The 16,598-nt window shown below is 40.8% G+C and carries 12 protein-coding genes and 1 pseudogene; 1 reads left to right on the forward strand and 12 read right to left on the reverse strand.

Annotation, left to right across the window (positions count from 1 at the left end):
• Positions 1-34 precede the first annotated feature (34 nt).
• The 4 genes from AX662_RS08245 to AX662_RS08260 form a co-directional block, all read right to left on the reverse strand.
• A complete protein-coding gene (locus tag AX662_RS08245; RefSeq protein ID WP_060972148.1) occupies positions 35-1,198 on the reverse strand; it encodes a MalY/PatB family protein in 1,164 nt (387 codons plus the stop codon).
• A gap of 10 nt (positions 1,199-1,208) precedes the next feature.
• Positions 1,209-2,303: a cystathionine gamma-synthase gene (locus AX662_RS08250; RefSeq protein ID WP_060972149.1), complete on the reverse strand. Its 1,095-nt coding sequence runs from the start codon at positions 2,301-2,303 to the stop codon at positions 1,209-1,211.
• Between the two features lie 293 nt (positions 2,304-2,596).
• Positions 2,597-5,377 carry a cation-translocating P-type ATPase gene (locus tag AX662_RS08255; protein ID WP_060972150.1) on the reverse strand — a complete coding sequence of 927 codons (2,781 nt, stop codon included), beginning with the start codon at positions 5,375-5,377 and terminating at the stop codon, positions 2,597-2,599.
• Between the two features lie 115 nt (positions 5,378-5,492).
• Positions 5,493-7,124, reverse strand: coding sequence for a putative polysaccharide biosynthesis protein (locus AX662_RS08260; protein WP_060972151.1), 1,632 nt, complete (start codon positions 7,122-7,124; stop codon positions 5,493-5,495).
• A gap of 94 nt (positions 7,125-7,218) precedes the next feature.
• On the opposite strand from AX662_RS08260, the gene AX662_RS08265 reads away from it, so the two are divergent.
• The gene (locus AX662_RS08265) at positions 7,219-8,664 is read left to right on the forward strand and encodes a UDP-N-acetylmuramoyl-L-alanyl-D-glutamate--L-lysine ligase (RefSeq protein WP_060972152.1); all 1,446 of its coding nucleotides are present in this window, start codon (positions 7,219-7,221) and stop codon (positions 8,662-8,664) included.
• A 60-nt stretch (positions 8,665-8,724) separates the two neighbouring features.
• Here the strand turns inward: AX662_RS08265 and AX662_RS08270 are convergent.
• From AX662_RS08270 to rimP, 8 genes and pseudogenes are all read right to left on the reverse strand, one after another.
• Positions 8,725-9,957, reverse strand: a pseudogene (locus AX662_RS08270) (lipid II:glycine glycyltransferase FemX).
• A 302-nt stretch (positions 9,958-10,259) separates the two neighbouring features.
• Entirely contained in the window at positions 10,260-10,823 is a 564-nt protein-coding gene (locus AX662_RS08275; protein ID WP_060972153.1) for a TIGR00730 family Rossman fold protein, read from the reverse strand.
• 64 nt (positions 10,824-10,887) lie between these two features.
• A complete protein-coding gene (gene rbfA, locus AX662_RS08280; RefSeq protein WP_002883798.1) occupies positions 10,888-11,241 on the reverse strand; it encodes a 30S ribosome-binding factor RbfA in 354 nt (117 codons plus the stop codon).
• 93 nt (positions 11,242-11,334) lie between these two features.
• The gene (infB, locus tag AX662_RS08285) at positions 11,335-14,169 is read right to left on the reverse strand and encodes a translation initiation factor IF-2 (RefSeq protein WP_060972154.1); all 2,835 of its coding nucleotides are present in this window, start codon (positions 14,167-14,169) and stop codon (positions 11,335-11,337) included.
• Positions 14,170-14,187: 18 nt separating this feature from the next.
• Positions 14,188-14,490 (reverse strand): YlxQ-related RNA-binding protein, encoded by a 303-nt coding sequence (locus AX662_RS08290; protein WP_002883776.1) that lies wholly within the window; start codon positions 14,488-14,490, stop codon positions 14,188-14,190.
• Positions 14,483-14,779, reverse strand: coding sequence for an RNase P modulator RnpM (gene rnpM / locus AX662_RS08295; RefSeq protein WP_002883779.1), 297 nt, complete (start codon positions 14,777-14,779; stop codon positions 14,483-14,485). Before rnpM ends, AX662_RS08290 begins: the two co-directional genes overlap by 8 nt.
• Before the next feature lie 20 nt (positions 14,780-14,799).
• Positions 14,800-15,999 carry a transcription termination factor NusA gene (gene nusA, locus AX662_RS08300; RefSeq protein WP_002886615.1) on the reverse strand — a complete coding sequence of 400 codons (1,200 nt, stop codon included), beginning with the start codon at positions 15,997-15,999 and terminating at the stop codon, positions 14,800-14,802.
• 65 nt (positions 16,000-16,064) lie between these two features.
• On the reverse strand, positions 16,065-16,538 hold the full coding sequence (gene rimP, locus AX662_RS08305; RefSeq protein WP_060972155.1) for a ribosome maturation factor RimP: 474 nt from the start codon (positions 16,536-16,538) through the stop codon (positions 16,065-16,067).
• Between the last annotated feature and the right edge of the window lie 60 nt (positions 16,539-16,598).

Below are 16,598 nucleotides of genomic sequence, written 5' to 3' on the forward strand. Positions count from 1 at the left end.
AATAAGAAAAGTGATGCTATTTGCATCACTTTTCTTATTTTCCAAAGACAGAAACGAGGCGTTTCACCCCTTCTGCAACAACAGTAGTCGGTGTAGCTACGTTAAAACGGAAATGTTTTTCTCCTTCGGAACCAAAGGTAATACCGTCATTTAGCACTACCTTGGCTTCTTCTTTAAGCAAGCGTCCAAGTTCATTATGATCTTGATCATAGGCTGAAAAATCAAGCCAGACCAAGTAGGTTCCCTCAGGTTTCATGACTTTGATATTAGTCTTTTCACTAAGTTCCTTGGTTAAAAGGTCAATATTAGTTTCAAAGACAGTCTTCAATTCCTCTAACCAAGGTTGCCCATAGGTCAAAGCTGCTTGCGTTGTAATCAAACCAATGGTTGGAATTTCATGTTGATTATTTGCCAATTGCTTTTGTTTAAATGCTTTACGTAAGTCTTCATTTTCAATGATGGTAAAACTATTTTTGGTACCAGCAATATTAAAGGTTTTAGTGGCCGAACTAAGTACCAAGGTAAAGTCCTTGTAAGCATCTGAAATGGTATTCATAGAAATGTGCTTATTCCCATATAAGGCTAAATCTTGGTGGATTTCATCCGATACTAAAAGGACACCATGTTTGTGGCAGAGGTCTGCCACCTTGGTCAATTCTTCCTTAGTCCAGACACGTCCACCTGGGTTATGTGGGCTACAGAAAACATAAAGTTTAACCTCATTATCGACGATATCACGTTCCAATTGTTCAAAATCAATTTCGAAATGCCCATTAACCTTAACAAGACTATTTTCAATCAACTGACGATTATTCAAACGGACAGAACGAGCAAAAGGCGGATAAACTGGTGTGTTGATGAGAATAGCATCGCCTTCTTTCGTAAAGGCTTGAATAGCTGTTGAAATGGCTGGGACAACACCTTCAATTAGCACAATACTCTCTTTATCAACGACGTAACCATGTTGATTTTTTTCCCAATTAATAATGGACTGATAAAGCTCATCACTTGGATAAGGATAACCAAAAATATGTGTCTCAGCATAGTTGATGACTGCATCCCTAATCTCCGGAACAGGTAGGAAGTCCATATCAGCAACCCAAAGCTCAAGGAGTTCTGGATTACTTTCGGCTTCGTGCCATTTCATGGTGTTTTGATTCAAGCGATTTGGTTGTGTTGTAAAATCATAACGTGTCATAGATAACTCCTTAAAGACTAAGGGCACTTTCCAAGTCAGCAATCAAATCTTGTGCTGCTTCAATACCAATTGAAAGACGAAGCAAGTCGTCTGTCAAACCATAGGAAGCACGTACATCACCTGGAATATCTGCGTGGGTTTGTGTCGTTGGGTAGGTAATCAAGCTTTCGACACCACCTAGGCTCTCCGCAAAGGTAAAGACCTTTAGAGAATTGATAATGGTTGGAATCTTGTCTTGATCAGCCACTTTGAAGGAAATCATCCCACCCTTGCCTGGATAGAGAACTTCCTTAACAGCCGGTGACTTTTCTAAGAAAGCTACAACTTCTTGAGCATTAGCTGTCGATGCCTCCATACGAAGTTTTAAGGTCTTAAGACCACGCATGAGCATATAGCTATCAAATGGTGATAAGGTAGGACCCGTAGTATTGAGGTTATAATAAAGTTTATCGTAGAATTCTTGGTTGCTAGTCACAACAACACCAGCCAAAACATCATTATGACCTGATAGGTATTTAGTAGCTGAATGTACAACGATATCAGCACCTTGAGTAATCGGGGTTTGATAGATTGGGCTATAGAAAGTATTATCAACAATAACCACTGCACCCTTGTCATGAGCAATTTTGGCCACTTTTTCAATGTCAAACTCAATCATAAGTGGGTTTGTCGGTGTTTCGATGTAGACAATATCAGTATCATCAGTGATGGCCGCAATCATCTCGTCTTCGGTATTAGTGTATTCAAAAAAGAAGCGACCTTCTTTTTCCTTGTCATTAAACCAACGGAAAGAGCCTCCGTAAAGGTCACGCGCAGCTACAACCTTACTGCCTACTGGGAAAATTTCAAAGGCCAAAACAATGGCGCTCATCCCTGAACTTGTCGCAATAGCATAATCTGCTTTTTCAATAGCTGCAAGTGTTTTTTCCACTGTTGCGCGTGTTGGATTTTTAGTTCGTGTATAGTCAAAACCAGTAGAATGGCCAAATTCTGGATGTTGGTAAGTTGTTGAAAAATGAATTGGTGAAGCCAAGGCTCCTGTTGCTTCATCCGAATTGATTCCTGCGTGTGCCAAAATGGTTTCTAATTGATATTCTTGTGTCATAATGTGCCCTTTCTACATGGTAAAGTGGATATGCTCCATATCTATGACCTCTATTTTATCACTATTTTCTGAAAATAATGGTAAGTTCATCATACGGATTCTTGATAGTTAGTTATAGTTTATTTCTATAACCTAAAAAGACAGATAGATACTGACTCTAATTTAAAATAAGCCCAATTTTTGAGATTTTCGAAAGTAGGTTTTCAAGCATCAAAAAGTGCCTGAAACATTATCGTTTCAGGCGCTAAGAAATGATTTAAAAATCTTGCTTCAATCTAAGGTATGCCACTGACTTACTTTTTATCAAATAAGCGATATCTGATTTCTTCCAAAGCCATAATAACAAACGGACAAGCAAGTAAATAGAGCCAATCATCAAGTCCAATAGGTGCAGTGTTAAATAACGTGTGGAAGAAAGGCACGTAAGACAGGAGGATAAAGAGGACAATTTCTAAAACAATCCCTAAGCTAATAATACGATTAGCAAATGGATTAACTTGGAATATAGACCCTCTACCTTTACGGCTATTCATAGCCATACCAATTTGGGTAAAGATAATAGCTCCTAAGGTCATGGTAGTTGCCTTTCGATAGAGAGGACCTGAGCTGGCCAAATGGTTTAAGTTACCTTGATTAACCCAATAATTAAGGAAGAAAGCCCCCATAGCTAAGGCTGCTTCAATCAGTCCATACCAGACAAAAGCCTTAATCAACAATTGTCGATTGAGCAAGCTATCTGAAAGACGTCTTGGTGGTCTGTCCATAACGCCCTCTTCAGGCGGTTCAACCCCTAGCCCCAAAGCAGGCATCATATCTGTTCCCAGGTCGATGGCTAGGATTTGCATAACCGTTAAGGGAAGAGGTATACGTCCCAAAGAGAACAAGAAGAAAGCAGAGGGTACAGCTTCTGGTGTGTTGGAATTAAAAATATAAGTCAGGAATTTTTGAATATTTCTATAAACTGCACGACCCTCTTCAACAGCATGAACAATAGAAGCAAAATGATCATCTGTTAAGATCATATCTGCAGATTCCTTGGCAACATCAGTTCCTGATAGCCCCATAGCTACACCGATATCAGCTTTTTTAAGGGCAGGGGCATCATTAACACCATCACCAGTAACAGCGACAACTTCGCCAAGTTCTTGAAGCGCATTGACCACACGGTATTTTTGTTCAGGTGCTACACGAGCAAAAACGATTTCGCCTTTAAGAGCTTCTTTGAGCTGATTGTCATCCATATCTGCCAGTTCAAGGCCTGAAACAACACGCGCATCGTCCCCTTGTACAATTCCGATTTTCCTAGCAATGCTAAGAGCTGTCAAGCCATAATCACCTGTCACCATGATAATACGAATACTAGCTCTATGGCATTTTTCAATGGCTTCACGCACACCCTGACGTGGCGGATCACTCATGGCAACCAAGCCTAGAAAGACCATATTGTTCTCCAAGGTCTGCATGTCCCACTTGTCTTCTCCAATATGCTCGCTATCTAAAGGTCTATAGGCCACAGCTAAAACACGTAGACCATCACGGGCAAACTTATCGTTAGCCGCAAGGATAGCCTGACGCTCAGTAGCTGTCAATGATTTAATCATCCCTTGATTATCATAGTAATCTGAGCAAAGCTCCATCACTTCTTTTGGAGCACCTTTGGTGATAGATATATGATAACTACCATCCAATCCTGACTCAAGCTTATGCACTGTTGTCATCCGTTTACGATCAGAATCAAAGGGAATTTCCTTGATTCGAGGGGCCCAAGTATGATTGTCATTTAAATTTATTCTTGCTTTTTCGGCGAGAACATTAAGACAAGCCTCCGTCGGATCACCTAAAATCGTATAATTGGGATTATCAGCACTAGGAGCTACAACTTGAGCATTACTAGCCAAATGTGAGAATCGGACCAAACGATTAAGGAGCTCATTTTCTTCAAGAGAAACAGGTTGTCCTTCCTGCTCAATCTGCCCTTCCGGTGCGTAACCTAGCCCAGTTACCCCATAACTGTCTGACAAGGTCCACAGGTGGTTAACCGTCATAGCATTTTGCGTCAAAGTCCCTGTTTTATCCGAACAAATAACAGAAGTTGCTCCTAGCGTCTCTACCGAAGACAACTTCTTAACCAAAGCATGATCCTTAGCCATACGTTGAACTGCCATGGCTAGAGAGAGAGTAACTGTGGGAAGAAGTCCCTCTGGAATAAAGGCCACAATCATCCCCAATGCAAAAATAAAGGCTTGAGACAAAGGCTGATGGACAAATAGAGTCGCTGCCACCATAAAGAAGAGACCCACAGACACCGCAATAACTGAAATCTGTTTAGTCAAATGGTCTAATTCTTTCTGAAGGGGACTTTTTTCCTGAGCTAGGTTTTGCGTCAAGTCTGCAATTTGTCCGAACTCAGTTTTCATACCGATAGCAGATACTATAAAATGTCCAGAACCAGAAGAGACTGTCGTCCCTGCAAATACCATATTGTCATATTCTAACTCAGTCTTATCGGGAGTCAAATCTGCTTGATCTGACTTATAAATGGGATTAGACTCACCAGTGAGGGCCGATTGATTAACCTGCAAATCTGTCACAGCGACCAAGCGTCCGTCTGCAGAAATACGGTCTCCTTCTTCAATGAAAACCAAGTCACCTGGCACCAAGTCTTGAGCTAGAATCTTGTCCTCCTTACCATCACGAAGAACTCGCGCATAGGATGGAAGAAGCTTGCTAAGAGCTGCCGTAGCCTGACTTGCTCTATATTCTTGAATAAAGCTAAAGAGACCATTAATAATGTTGACCAACCAAATTGCAATCCCCAACTCCAAGCTATGAGAGAGCATAGCGATAAAGCCACCAGCCCACAATAAGAGAGCCATGAGACTAGTAAAATGTCTGAAAAAGGTCAGCCAAATAGGCTCCGTCTTACTTTCCTTCAATTGGTTAGGGCCATACGTCGCCTGCCTCTCCTTAACCTCTTGTGAGCTCAAACCTTGATGGCTTGTCTGCAAGACTTGGTAAACTTGTCCAGGAGGATAGGTCCCTAATTTTATATTTTCTTGTCTAGAATCAGTCATAGTCCTTTCCTCGATTCTAAATCATTAAAACGATTTCATTTTTTCACCCCTATTATACTCCTTTTTCAGAAAATGTTGAAAAGAAAAAACCAAGCCACACGACTTGGTTTAAATCTTATTTGATATGTAATTTAGCACGTAGGCTAGCTGCTCGGGTGCCAAGCAATTGATCAGCCATACGAGTTACAAGAGCAAGAACGCCATAGACACCAATTCCAAGGCCTCCTCCAATGATCAAGTAAATCACACTGCCCACACGGCTTGTTGGTGAAAGTACAAACTGGAACACCCCATAGAAGACTGCAACTGGAATAGCCATGAGCACTGTAAGGATACAGATGAGTAAGGCTTTTCTAAACACTGTCTTACGACTAAAGTGCGTAACAGTGTGGAGGCGATTATACATCAGAGCAATTGGAACACCTAAGCCGATGGCTGTTGAAATAACTGGTCCAAGAGCTCCTAGGAAAATAATCAATGGTAACTGTAAGATTCCCTTAACTAAAACCCCAATCGCAAAATAATTGATAGCTTTACGGGTCTCAAAGATGGCCTGAAGCATAGGTGCTAAAACGCTATACAAGGCCAAGAAAATAACTTGAATTAGACTGGCTACAAAGAGCAAGTGGGCCTGGCTATCTGGTGCCCCATAAAAAACTGTGTAGAGTGGTTTAGCCAGAATCACTGATCCTGCAATGGCAGGTACAATAAAGAGCAAGAGTAACTGAAGATTATTGATAATCAGTTTAGCCGCTCCCCTAAGATCCTTCTTAACCATATTTTCTGTCAAGAGGGGAATCCCAACTCCAGCAATAGAAATAGCTACGGCAATCAAAATCATAGTAATCTTACTTGGGTTTGAAGACAAGTAAGCATAGAGAACCTGAAGCTGACTGTTACTATAGCTTGTAAACTTCTCCATAGTACGGATAAAGGTCCATTGGTCAATCAACTGGAAAAGTTGGACCGCTGACCCAGTGATAATGAAAGGAATGGCTTCCTTAAAGGTTTCAATAACAATTGCAGTTGGATTGATATCAGGATGAACGGCCTGCTTACCAAAAAGACTCTTGAGCTTACCTTCCTTCCAAAGGTAGAAGAAAAGCACCCCATAACTAGCCAGCATACCGATGAAAGCGGCAAAAGTCGATTGGACAACTGCTGTCACATAATCGCCTGTCCCAATTTTCATGATGAAGAAGGTCGCCAACAGCATCCAAATAACACGGATAATCTGCTCCGCAATCTGACTTAAGGCATAAGGCTTCATGTTGTTAAAGCCTTGGAAAAAGCCTCGTAAAACAGACATAGATGGGAAAATAACAACTGCCCAAGAAAGACTACGCATTACGCGAACCAGATCCTCGTCTCCCCCAGAAAGGTAAGACATCCACGGCGAAGCAAAGTACATGAAAACGCCAAAGATCAGTCCGAGACCAATCATGTAATACAAGATACGCTTGAGTAAGAAGAAACTCGTCTCCATCTTTCCAAGAGTGTTGTATTTAGACACCTGTTTGGCAATTGCGACTGGAATCCCTGCTGTCGAAATCAAAAGGAAAAGGGCATAAATATTATACCCCTGACCAAAGAGGGCATTGGCTTGGTCACCATGTTTGCCCATCCAAGCATACCAAGGAATAATGTAAAGTGCCCCTAATAGACGACTGATAATATTGGATGCTGTCATCCACGCCGTCCCTCTTAGCATCTGCTGCTGCTGTGTGTCAGTTTTAGTTTCAGTCATAACTTTCTTTCTAAAGAATAAAATATAATCTAGTTTATTATAAACTTTTGGCTGTGACTTGTAAAACAAGAACATTAAGGCTAAAATAGGAACTATGATTACTATTGAACAAGTTCTAGAGGTTCTCAAAAAGGACCGTAATTTTAGAGATATTATTGACCAAGACAACTACTACTATTCATGGACTGGAGTAACTTTTGATCATCTTTCTTACGACAGTCGTGATGTCACACCATCTTCCCTCTTTTTTGCCAAAGGGGCTGCCTTTAAGCTTGAATTTTTAGAGAATGCTGTCAAAGCTGGCTTGAGTTTCTATGTGGCTGAAAAAGATTATCAAGTGGGAATTCCTGTCATTATCGTAACAGATATCAAGCAGGCTATGAGCCTCGTTGCTCAGGTCTTCTACCAATACCCCCAAGACAAACTAAAATTGCTGGCTTTTACTGGGACAAAAGGGAAAACAACAGCAGCCTACTTTGCCTTCAATATTCTCAAGCAAAGTCATAAACCTGCTATGCTTTCAACCATGAACACGACACTAGACGGAAAAAACTTCTTCAAGTCTACCCTAACAACACCTGAGAGTTTGGACCTTTTCCGCATGATGGCTGAAGCTGTTGATAATGGCATGACCCATCTGATTATGGAAGTCTCAAGTCAAGCCTATCTGACTAAGCGTGTCTATGGACTGACTTTTGATGTAGGTGTCTTTCTTAACATCAGCCCAGACCATATTGGACCTATTGAACATCCAACCTTTGAAGACTACTTCTACCATAAGCGTCTTCTCTTGGAAAACAGTCGAGTTGTTATCGTCAATAGCGGTATGGATCACTTTGCTTTTGTCGCTGAGGAAGTTGCGGATAAAGAGCATGACTTCTATGGTAAAAACTCCGACAATGCTGTTAAACATGGCTCAGGTTTTAGCTTTAAGGCAAGTGGGAAATTAGCCGGTGACTATGATATCCAACTTATCGGTGACTTTAACCAGGACAATGCTATGGCTGCAGGTCTAGCCTGCCTACGTCTTGGAGCTAGCCTTCAAGACATCAAAGAAGGGATTGCTCAGACCTCTGTTCCAGGGCGTATGGAAGTTCTTACACAAACTAAAGGAGCCAAGGTTTTTGTGGACTATGCTCACAATGGAGATAGCCTAGATAAGCTCTTACAAGTCGTAACCAGCCATCAAGATGGCCATATTAGCCTAATTCTAGGGGCTCCTGGAAATAAAGGTGAAAGTCGTCGTAAAGACTTCGGACATGTCCTCAATACCTACCCTGATGTTGATGTCTTCCTAACAGCCGACGATCCTAACAAGGAGGATCCTCTTGCTATCTGTCAAGAAATTGCCAGTCACATCAACCGTGAGGTACGTATCATTGTTGATCGAGAAGAAGCAATCAAAACAGCAATGTCTGAGACTACAGACTCCAAAGACGCTGTGGTTATTGCCGGTAAAGGTGCTGATGCTTTCCAAATCGTAAATGGGAAACGTGATAACTATGCTGGTGATATTGAAGTCGCTAAGAAATATTTGTAAACAACAAAAAGTCAATTGAGGCTAATTGTAATACCTCAATTGACTTTTTCTATATAGAAACTAGTCTTTACCTAGTGTTTTCTTAAAAATATCATAGAAAGGATTTAGGGTCTTATCAAAAGAGCCAACAAGTGTTTCTAACTGCCCTCCAAATTGACGTTTGAAATGGAAGTTCCCTTTTCCAGTACTAGCTGCTTCAGTTTCGATTGTCCCATAAAAATTAAACCGCTCTTTACCCTTACGCATAGCATATTGTAGCATTTCCCAATGAAGAAGAACTGCCCCACCAAAATTAAGGTAGGCTTCATCATTCCCGCCGTAAAAGCTGACGACTTCTGGTCCATAATCCATAAAAAGATAAGCCGATAGAGGTAATTTGTCACCAGTGATTTGATAGGTCTTAAATTGCTCTAAACGTTTATAGTAGCTTCTAAGCTGATCTTGGGCATCCGCAATTTGACCCTTGGTTCGTTTTTTCTGAGGACCATCTTTTAAAGCCTGAATCTTAGTTTCAAAAGATTTAATGTTCTCATCAAGATAAGCCAAATAAGCTGGGCAATCCAAATAAGCTAACATAAACTTTGCAGATTTTCCAAAGTTTCTCTTCAAATCTTGGAAATAGGTTAATGGATGAACTGAAAATCCTTTTCTCTCTGCTGTCCGAACTATGATGGCATAAAACTGATCAAGATTATCATCACTTAGCTCTTCAACTTTGACATTCAAAGCGGTAAATTTTTTTTAATCTCGCTTCAAGGATGGTGAGAAAGCTGCGAGCATCTCGTCAGAAGTAGTAAAGGTATCAATGGGCTTGACAAACATCTGATTAACAACTAGAGCCTGTTCTGGATCTAAATACTGCTCAAAACCTAATTTTTCAAATACCTTGGAGACTTCATCAGCCTTATCTTCTTCAAGGATTTCAAGTTCTTCATTCCTAATAAGATTGGTAAGATAGGGATGAATAGAAAGTGATGCAATATTTTTCTTTTTTAAATAGAGTATCAAGACCTCAAGAAGGTCTGGCAAATCAGTTATAGAATTGTAATCTAGCAAGGGGCCATGCAATAAGAGTGCTTTCCTAAAGATACGAAAACTCCTCCTATAAACGATAATGGTTTGCCCCACTATCAGGCCATCCCTTTCAAAAACCAGAGCCTCTACTTCACCGATATGATTACGGCTTAACTGAAGCTTAGCCATCTCAGCTGACTGTAAAAAATTAGTATCCTTATAGTTTGTCTGTGTCTTTTGATAATCATCAAAATTAACACTTTTAACCATAATAGACATTACTATCATCCCTTTCGTCTATCCCAAATCCCACATTTGCTGCTAAACGTTAAATTAGTCTAACGATTAGCAAAGTTTTCCAGACCAAGAGGGGTATTAAATAGTACGGATATTACTCACAGATGATGAGGAAAATTTGGTAAACGATTAAATTTACAAACACTATTATATACAAATTATTCATTTTTGTTAAGGGATTTTTAGTTAATTTTCTGAAATTTATAAGAAACACTAATTACTATCGTCTTTTCATCAAAAAAACTCTCCTCGTTTAAACTTAGAGAGCTGATCTATCATAAAAATTAGCGATAACGTCTCAATTGAGGAGGCGTGTAAGACTGGACGAAAGTTTCAATTTCTGAAAAATCATCTGTAAAGAGGAATTTTACTGCTGTTTCAGCCTCTAAAAAGTCATGAGTAACCATGGTATCCAACATTGTTTTCATAGCATCATAATAGCCATTGAGATTGAAGAAAACACAGGGTTTGTCTAGCTTACCGACGCGAGCAGCTGCAATAGCTTCAGAAATTTCTTCCAGTGTTCCTAGACCTCCTGGAAGGGCGATAAAGAGGTCTCCTTGCTCTAGCATAGCAGTCTTTCGTTCTGCCATGGTTTCTACTATGGTCATTGAAGTCAATCCCTCATAGGCTATCTCCCTATCTTTGAGGAATTGCGGCATAATTCCATGAGCCTCTCCCCCATTTTCCAAAACAGTATCACCAAGAACTCCCATAAGTCCCATCTTACTGCCACCATAGACTAGGGTATGCCCATTTTTAGCAATCCACTGACCCAAGGCAATCGTTGCTTTCTTAAAGCTAGGATTGTCACCCATATTAGCTCCCAAATAGACCGTTACTTTCATCGAAGTCCTCCTTTTTATTCTATTATAACTCAAAATTCCTGCCATAACTGACAGGAATTTTTTCTTAGTCTTTACGCTCCAAATTACGAAGCATCTCATCAATTTTATTACCGTATTCGATAGATTCATCCTTAATGAAGGTCAAATCTGGAATCTTATACATAGTTAATTTTTTACCAAGTTCACGCTTGATTGTCCCAGTAGCCTTTTCAAGACCAGTTTGTGCTTTTTGGTTATCTGAGGCCAAGGTTGAATGAATAGTGTAAAAAATCTTAGCAGCTGACAAATCACCTAGCATTTGTACATCTGTGATAGTGACATCTTGTACGCGTGGATCACGAACTTTCTTTTGAAGAATTTCATTGACCTCACGTTTGATTTCCATACCAACACGGTCTACACGAAATGAATTTCCCATAGTCTTATCCTTTCTCTCTTATTATGATGGAACAAAAGCCAGGCCAGATGACCTAGCTTTATCTCCTAAGTAAGCTTTTTAAAGCTAACAAAATTAACGTTTAATTTCTTCCATAATGTAAGCTTCGATAACGTCATCAACTTTAATATCGTTGTAGTTTTCAATCATCAAACCACCCTCTTGAGCGTTTCCGACTTCTTTAACGTCATCTTTAAAGTGTTTCAAGCTTGCCAATTTACCATCAAAAATAACGACACCATCACGAATCACACGGGCACTTGAATCACGAGTGATTTTACCACTAGTAACCATGAACCCACCGATTGTTCCGACTTTAGAAACTTTGAAGGTTTCACGGATAATAGCTTCACCCATGACTTTTTCTTCAAACTCAGGATCAAGCATCCCTTTCATGGCATCTTCGATTTCTTCGATAACCTTGTAGATGATGCTGTGAAGACGAATTTCAACTTCATCAGTTTCCGCTTGTTGACGTGCTTGTGGTGTAGGACGAACGTTAAATCCGATGACAACGGCATCTGAAGCTTCCGCAAGAGTAATATCAGATTCGTTGATAGCACCTACTGCTGAGTGAACAACATTAACGCGAACACCCTCAACATCAATCTTAAGAAGTGACGCTGCCAAGGCTTCAACAGAACCTTGTACATCGGCCTTGATGATAACATTAACAGTCTTCAATTCACCGGCTTTAAGGGTGTCAAAGAGGTTATCAAGGCTAACACGATGTGTTTGTTGACGTTGTTTCATAAGGGCACGTTTGGCACGTTCTTCACCAGCTGCGCGAGCTGCTTTTTCATCTTCATAAACGGCAAAATGGTCACCCGCCATAGGTGCTTCGTTCAAACCAGTAATTGAAACTGGTGTTGAAGGCGCAGCAGTCTTAATACGACGGCCAAGATCATTGGTCATAGCACGGACACGTCCGAAGGTATTACCAACAACGATTGGGTCTTGAACATGCAAGGTACCTTGTTGAACAAGGAGGGTTGCAACTGCACCTTTACCTTTGTCCAAACGAGCTTCGATAACAGTACCGATAGCACGAACACTTGGATCCGCTTTAAGCTCTTCCACTTCAGCCACAAGAAGAACGGTTTCAAGTAATTCTTCAATGTTTTGTCCAAATTTAGCTGAGATTTCAACGAATTCACTATCGCCACCCCATGCTGTTGAAATGACTCCATGCTCAGCCAATTCACCGATAACACGTTCTGGGTTAGCGCCTGGTTTATCAATCTTGTTAATCGCAACAATGATTGGAACACCCGCAGCCTTAGAGTGGTTGATGGCTTCAATAGTTTGTGGCATTACACCGTCATCCGCAGCTACAATCAAGATAGTAATATCTGTAACAGAAGCACCACGGGCACGCATGGATGTAAAGGCCGCGTGTCCAGGAGTATCAAGGAAGGTAATTTTCTTACCACCCTCTTCAATTTGGTAGGCACCAATATGCTGTGTGATACCACCAGCTTCTCCAGTCGCAACACGTGAGTTACGAAGGGTATCAAGAAGGGTTGTTTTACCATGGTCAACGTGTCCCATGATAGTAACAACTGGTGCACGTTCTACCATAGCATCTTTGTTAAGGTAATCTTCGTCAACAAAGAAACGTTCGATATCAGCATTATCGACTTCTTCTTTCTTGGTTGCCTCAATGCCGTAGTCAACCATCAACAACTCAATAGTATCCCCATCAAGAGATTGGTTCTGAGTTGCCATAACACCCATCATGAAGAGTTTCTTAACGATTTCAGCTGGCTCACGTTTAATACGTTTTGCGATTTCTGCAACCGTCATGCCTTCAGTATATTCAAATTCTTTTGGCAATTCATGGAATTTACGCTCTGTTACTGGTTTTGGAGCTGAATTACCACGGTTATTTTTACCTTTTTTATTTTTGTTTTTATTCCAGTTACTATTTCGTTGATTTCTCACTTGGTTTTGATTATTCCACTTATTATTTCTTGTTTGCTTAGGTCCATCTTCATTCTCGCGACGATTATCACGTGATTTATCTGGACGTGCCTTTTTACGACGTGTATCTTGTGCTTGCGCAGCTGGAGCTGGTTGAGCAGCCGGTGCTGGCTTAGGAGCTGGCTTAGCTTCAGCAACTGCTTTTTGAGCAGCGACTTCAGCCTGTTGTTTTTCTTTTCTTGCCTTTTCTTGCTCTTTCGCACGGCGTTGCTCTGCAGCTTTTTCTTCGCGGAAGCGTGTTTCACTTTGACGTGAATACTCTGCATTTTGCTCTGCTTTCAAGGCTGCTGCACGCGCTTTAAAGTCAATACGTGGACCTGCCTGATTGTTGCGGGCAACATCGTTACGTTTATTTCGACCTTGATCATTGCGCTGTTTACCTTGGAAATTACGGTCACGATTACTATTGTTACCGCGGTTCCCATTATTACGGTTGCCTTGACCATTTCCGTTTTGGTTGCGACGATCATTATTCTGACGTTTACCTTGATCGTTCCCTTGTTGATTTCGGTTACGATTACGGTTGTCACGGCCTCCGCCGTTTTGACGACGCTCTGCTTCTGCCTTGGCACGTGCTTCACGTTCTGCCTTAAAATTACGGCTTTGTGGTTTTTTCGGAGTCGCAGGGGCTTCTTTGACTTCAGCCTTTGATGTTTCTTTAGCTGGAGCTGATTTCGCAACAGGTACCTTATCAACCTTAGGCGCTACCTTTTCCTCTTTAGGAGTTGGTGTCGCTTTAGGAGCTGGCTTGCTTTCAGCCTTAGCTGTTCCCCCTTTTAAACTTGAAGTGATACGATTAGCATCAGCTTCTTCAACTGATGAGGAATGGCTCTTCACAGAAAGACCAAGTTCTTGAGCTTTCGCAACAACAACCTTGCTTTCTACACCAACCTCTTTTGCGATTTCATATAATCGTTTCTTTGACACGTGATGTCCTCCTATTCTTTAGTCCATAAGAGTCCTCATTTTCTTTGAAAATCCAGCATCAACTACAGCAACCGTTTTTCTTGGTTTACCAATAGCCATGCTTAATTCCAGTGCGTTAAACACTGTGGAGACTTCTATATTATAGTAGTTACATTTATCAGTCGTCTTTTTAGTCACGTTACTACCAGCATCATTGGCAAGAAAAACTAGTCTCGCCTGTCCTGATTGAACTGCCTTGATGACAAGTTCTTCGCCAGAAATAAGCTTTCCTGCTCTTTGTGCTAGTCCCAACATATTTGACAATTTTTCTGTGTTATTCAAGACCTAACTCTCTTCTTTTGACCTTGTGATCCACATAAGCAATGAGTTCATCATAAAAACTTTCAGGAACATCCATGGAGAAACTATGGTTAAAAGCACGTTTCTTTTTAGCTTGGAGAGCTTCTTCATTATCTAGTTTAATGTAAGCACCTCGGCCATTTTTCTTTCCTGTTGGATCAATGAAAATCTCACCATCTTTAGTTTTTACAATGCGGAGCAAATCACGTTTATCAATGATTTCTCCTGAGACAACTGATTTACGTAAAGGTATTTTTCGTGTTTTAGCCATCAAACACCTCTATGTTCTTCTTATTCTGCTTCTGTTGTTTCAGTTACTTCTTCTGTTGTGACTTCAACAGGTGTAGCATCTTCTGCAACAATCTCGTCAACAACTTCCTCAGTAGCAGCCTCAGCTTTTTCAGCTTCGAGTGCTTCATATTCAGAAGCTGACTTGATGTCAATACGGTAACCAGTCAAATGAGCTGCCAAACGAACGTTTTGTCCACGACGACCAATTGCAAGAGATAATTTGTTATCTGGTACAACTACTGTCGCACGTTTGCTATCATCTTCGTCAAAGAGAACATAGTCAACTTCAGCCGGTGCAATAGCATTGTAGATAAATTCAGCTGGATCTTCAACCCATTGAATAACGTCAATATTTTCCTCAACAGGAACTTCAATTCCTGTCTTAGCATCCAAACGTGTTGGGTGGAAACGGCTGACAACTTTCTTGATGTTGCTTCCACCACGACCAACGATAGTACCAATAGCATCAACGTTAGGGTTGTGACTGCGAACAGCAACTTTGGTACGATCACCAGCTTCACGAGACACGCTCATGATTTCTACAGTTCCATCAAATACTTCAGGAATTTCTTGTTCCATGATACGTTTGATGAATTCTGGATGGCTACGGCTTACAAAGACGTTGACACCTTTAGGGTTGTTTTCAACTTTATAAACATAAACATCGATGACGTCGTGTGACTTAAAGCTTTCGCCAGGAATTTGGTCTTGGCGTGACAATTGAGCTTCGAGCGTTCCAAGATTCACATAAATGAAACGTTGGTCAAAGCGTTCAACTGTTCCTTGCATGATTTCACCTTCATGTTGCTTATAATCATTATAAGTGATTTCACGCATCTGCTTGCGCATCTTTTCCATAATGGTTTGTTTGGCAGATTGCGCTGCAACACGGCCAAATTCATCGACTGACTCTTCAAAACGAATCTTGTCACCAAGCTCGTAAGCAGAGCTGATAGCAAGGGCATCTTTCAAGCTAATTTCCAAACGACTATCAAAGACTTCGTCTACAACTTCACGAACGGTATAAACTTGAAAATCACCTGTTTTTTCATTAAATTCAACTACAGCTGATTCTGACTGACCATAACGACGCTTGTAGGCTGACTTAAGCGATTCAACCACGGCATCAATGATGTCTTCCTTGTTAATGTGTTTTTCTTCTTCCAAGACACGGAAGGCTTCTAGCATTTCTTTGCTCATATTCTTTGTTGTTTTAGCCTCTAAAGGCTAAAACTGGCATCCTTTCTTTATTTACACTAAGAGTTTTAGAGTTTGACTGCCAAACGAGCTTTAGCAACTGTTTGATAGGGAATCTCAACAGTTTTATGGCGAGTCTTATCAAGGTAATCAATTGTTAGGGTTTCCCCATCAAAGGCCACCAAGTCACCTTGGAAAATCTTGATCTTATCAATAGCCTTGTAAAGACTAACATTGATATATTGACCAACAGCATTTGTCAAAGCTTCTTTGGTTTTTAAGGGACGCTCTAACCCTGGACTAGAAACTTCCAGCATGTATTGATCCGGGAAAGGATCAGGCTGAATAGTATCCAAGAGGGGACTGAGAATTTCAGTCAAGTCTGCAGTATCTTCTACAGTAATACCTCCTGGCTTATCAATCAAAACTGACAAGACATAGTCACCGCCAAGCTTTTCGTACTCGATATCGACTAGTTCATATGGCTCAGGAATAGCTGGAGCTACGACTGCCGTCACGAGATCAATAATTTTTTGCGACATTATGACCTCCTTACACACACAAGAGACGAAGTTTCTACTCCGCCTCTCTTTCGTTATTTT

It is taken from the genome of Streptococcus sp. CCH5-D3 (assembly GCF_001556435.1).
Lineage (GTDB): Bacteria > Bacillota > Bacilli > Lactobacillales > Streptococcaceae > Streptococcus.

What these genes read in the sequence shown, in the direction of transcription:
- AX662_RS08245 (WP_060972148.1), bottom strand. Translation starts at nt 1,198, where the DNA reads ATGACACGTTATGATTTTACAACACAACCAAATCGCTTGAATCAAAAC.
- AX662_RS08250 (WP_060972149.1), bottom strand. Translation starts at nt 2,303, where the DNA reads ATGACACAAGAATATCAATTAGAAACCATTTTGGCACACGCAGGAATC.
- AX662_RS08255 (WP_060972150.1), bottom strand. Translation starts at nt 5,377, where the DNA reads ATGACTGATTCTAGACAAGAAAATATAAAATTAGGGACCTATCCTCCT.
- AX662_RS08260 (WP_060972151.1), bottom strand. Translation starts at nt 7,124, where the DNA reads ATGACTGAAACTAAAACTGACACACAGCAGCAGCAGATGCTAAGAGGG.
- AX662_RS08265 (WP_060972152.1), top strand. Translation starts at nt 7,219, where the DNA reads ATGATTACTATTGAACAAGTTCTAGAGGTTCTCAAAAAGGACCGTAAT.
- AX662_RS08275 (WP_060972153.1), bottom strand. Translation starts at nt 10,823, where the DNA reads ATGAAAGTAACGGTCTATTTGGGAGCTAATATGGGTGACAATCCTAGC.
- rbfA (WP_002883798.1), bottom strand. Translation starts at nt 11,241, where the DNA reads ATGGGAAATTCATTTCGTGTAGACCGTGTTGGTATGGAAATCAAACGT.
- rnpM (WP_002883779.1), bottom strand. Translation starts at nt 14,779, where the DNA reads ATGGCTAAAACACGAAAAATACCTTTACGTAAATCAGTTGTCTCAGGA.
- nusA (WP_002886615.1), bottom strand. Translation starts at nt 15,999, where the DNA reads ATGAGCAAAGAAATGCTAGAAGCCTTCCGTGTCTTGGAAGAAGAAAAA.
- rimP (WP_060972155.1), bottom strand. Translation starts at nt 16,538, where the DNA reads ATGTCGCAAAAAATTATTGATCTCGTGACGGCAGTCGTAGCTCCAGCT.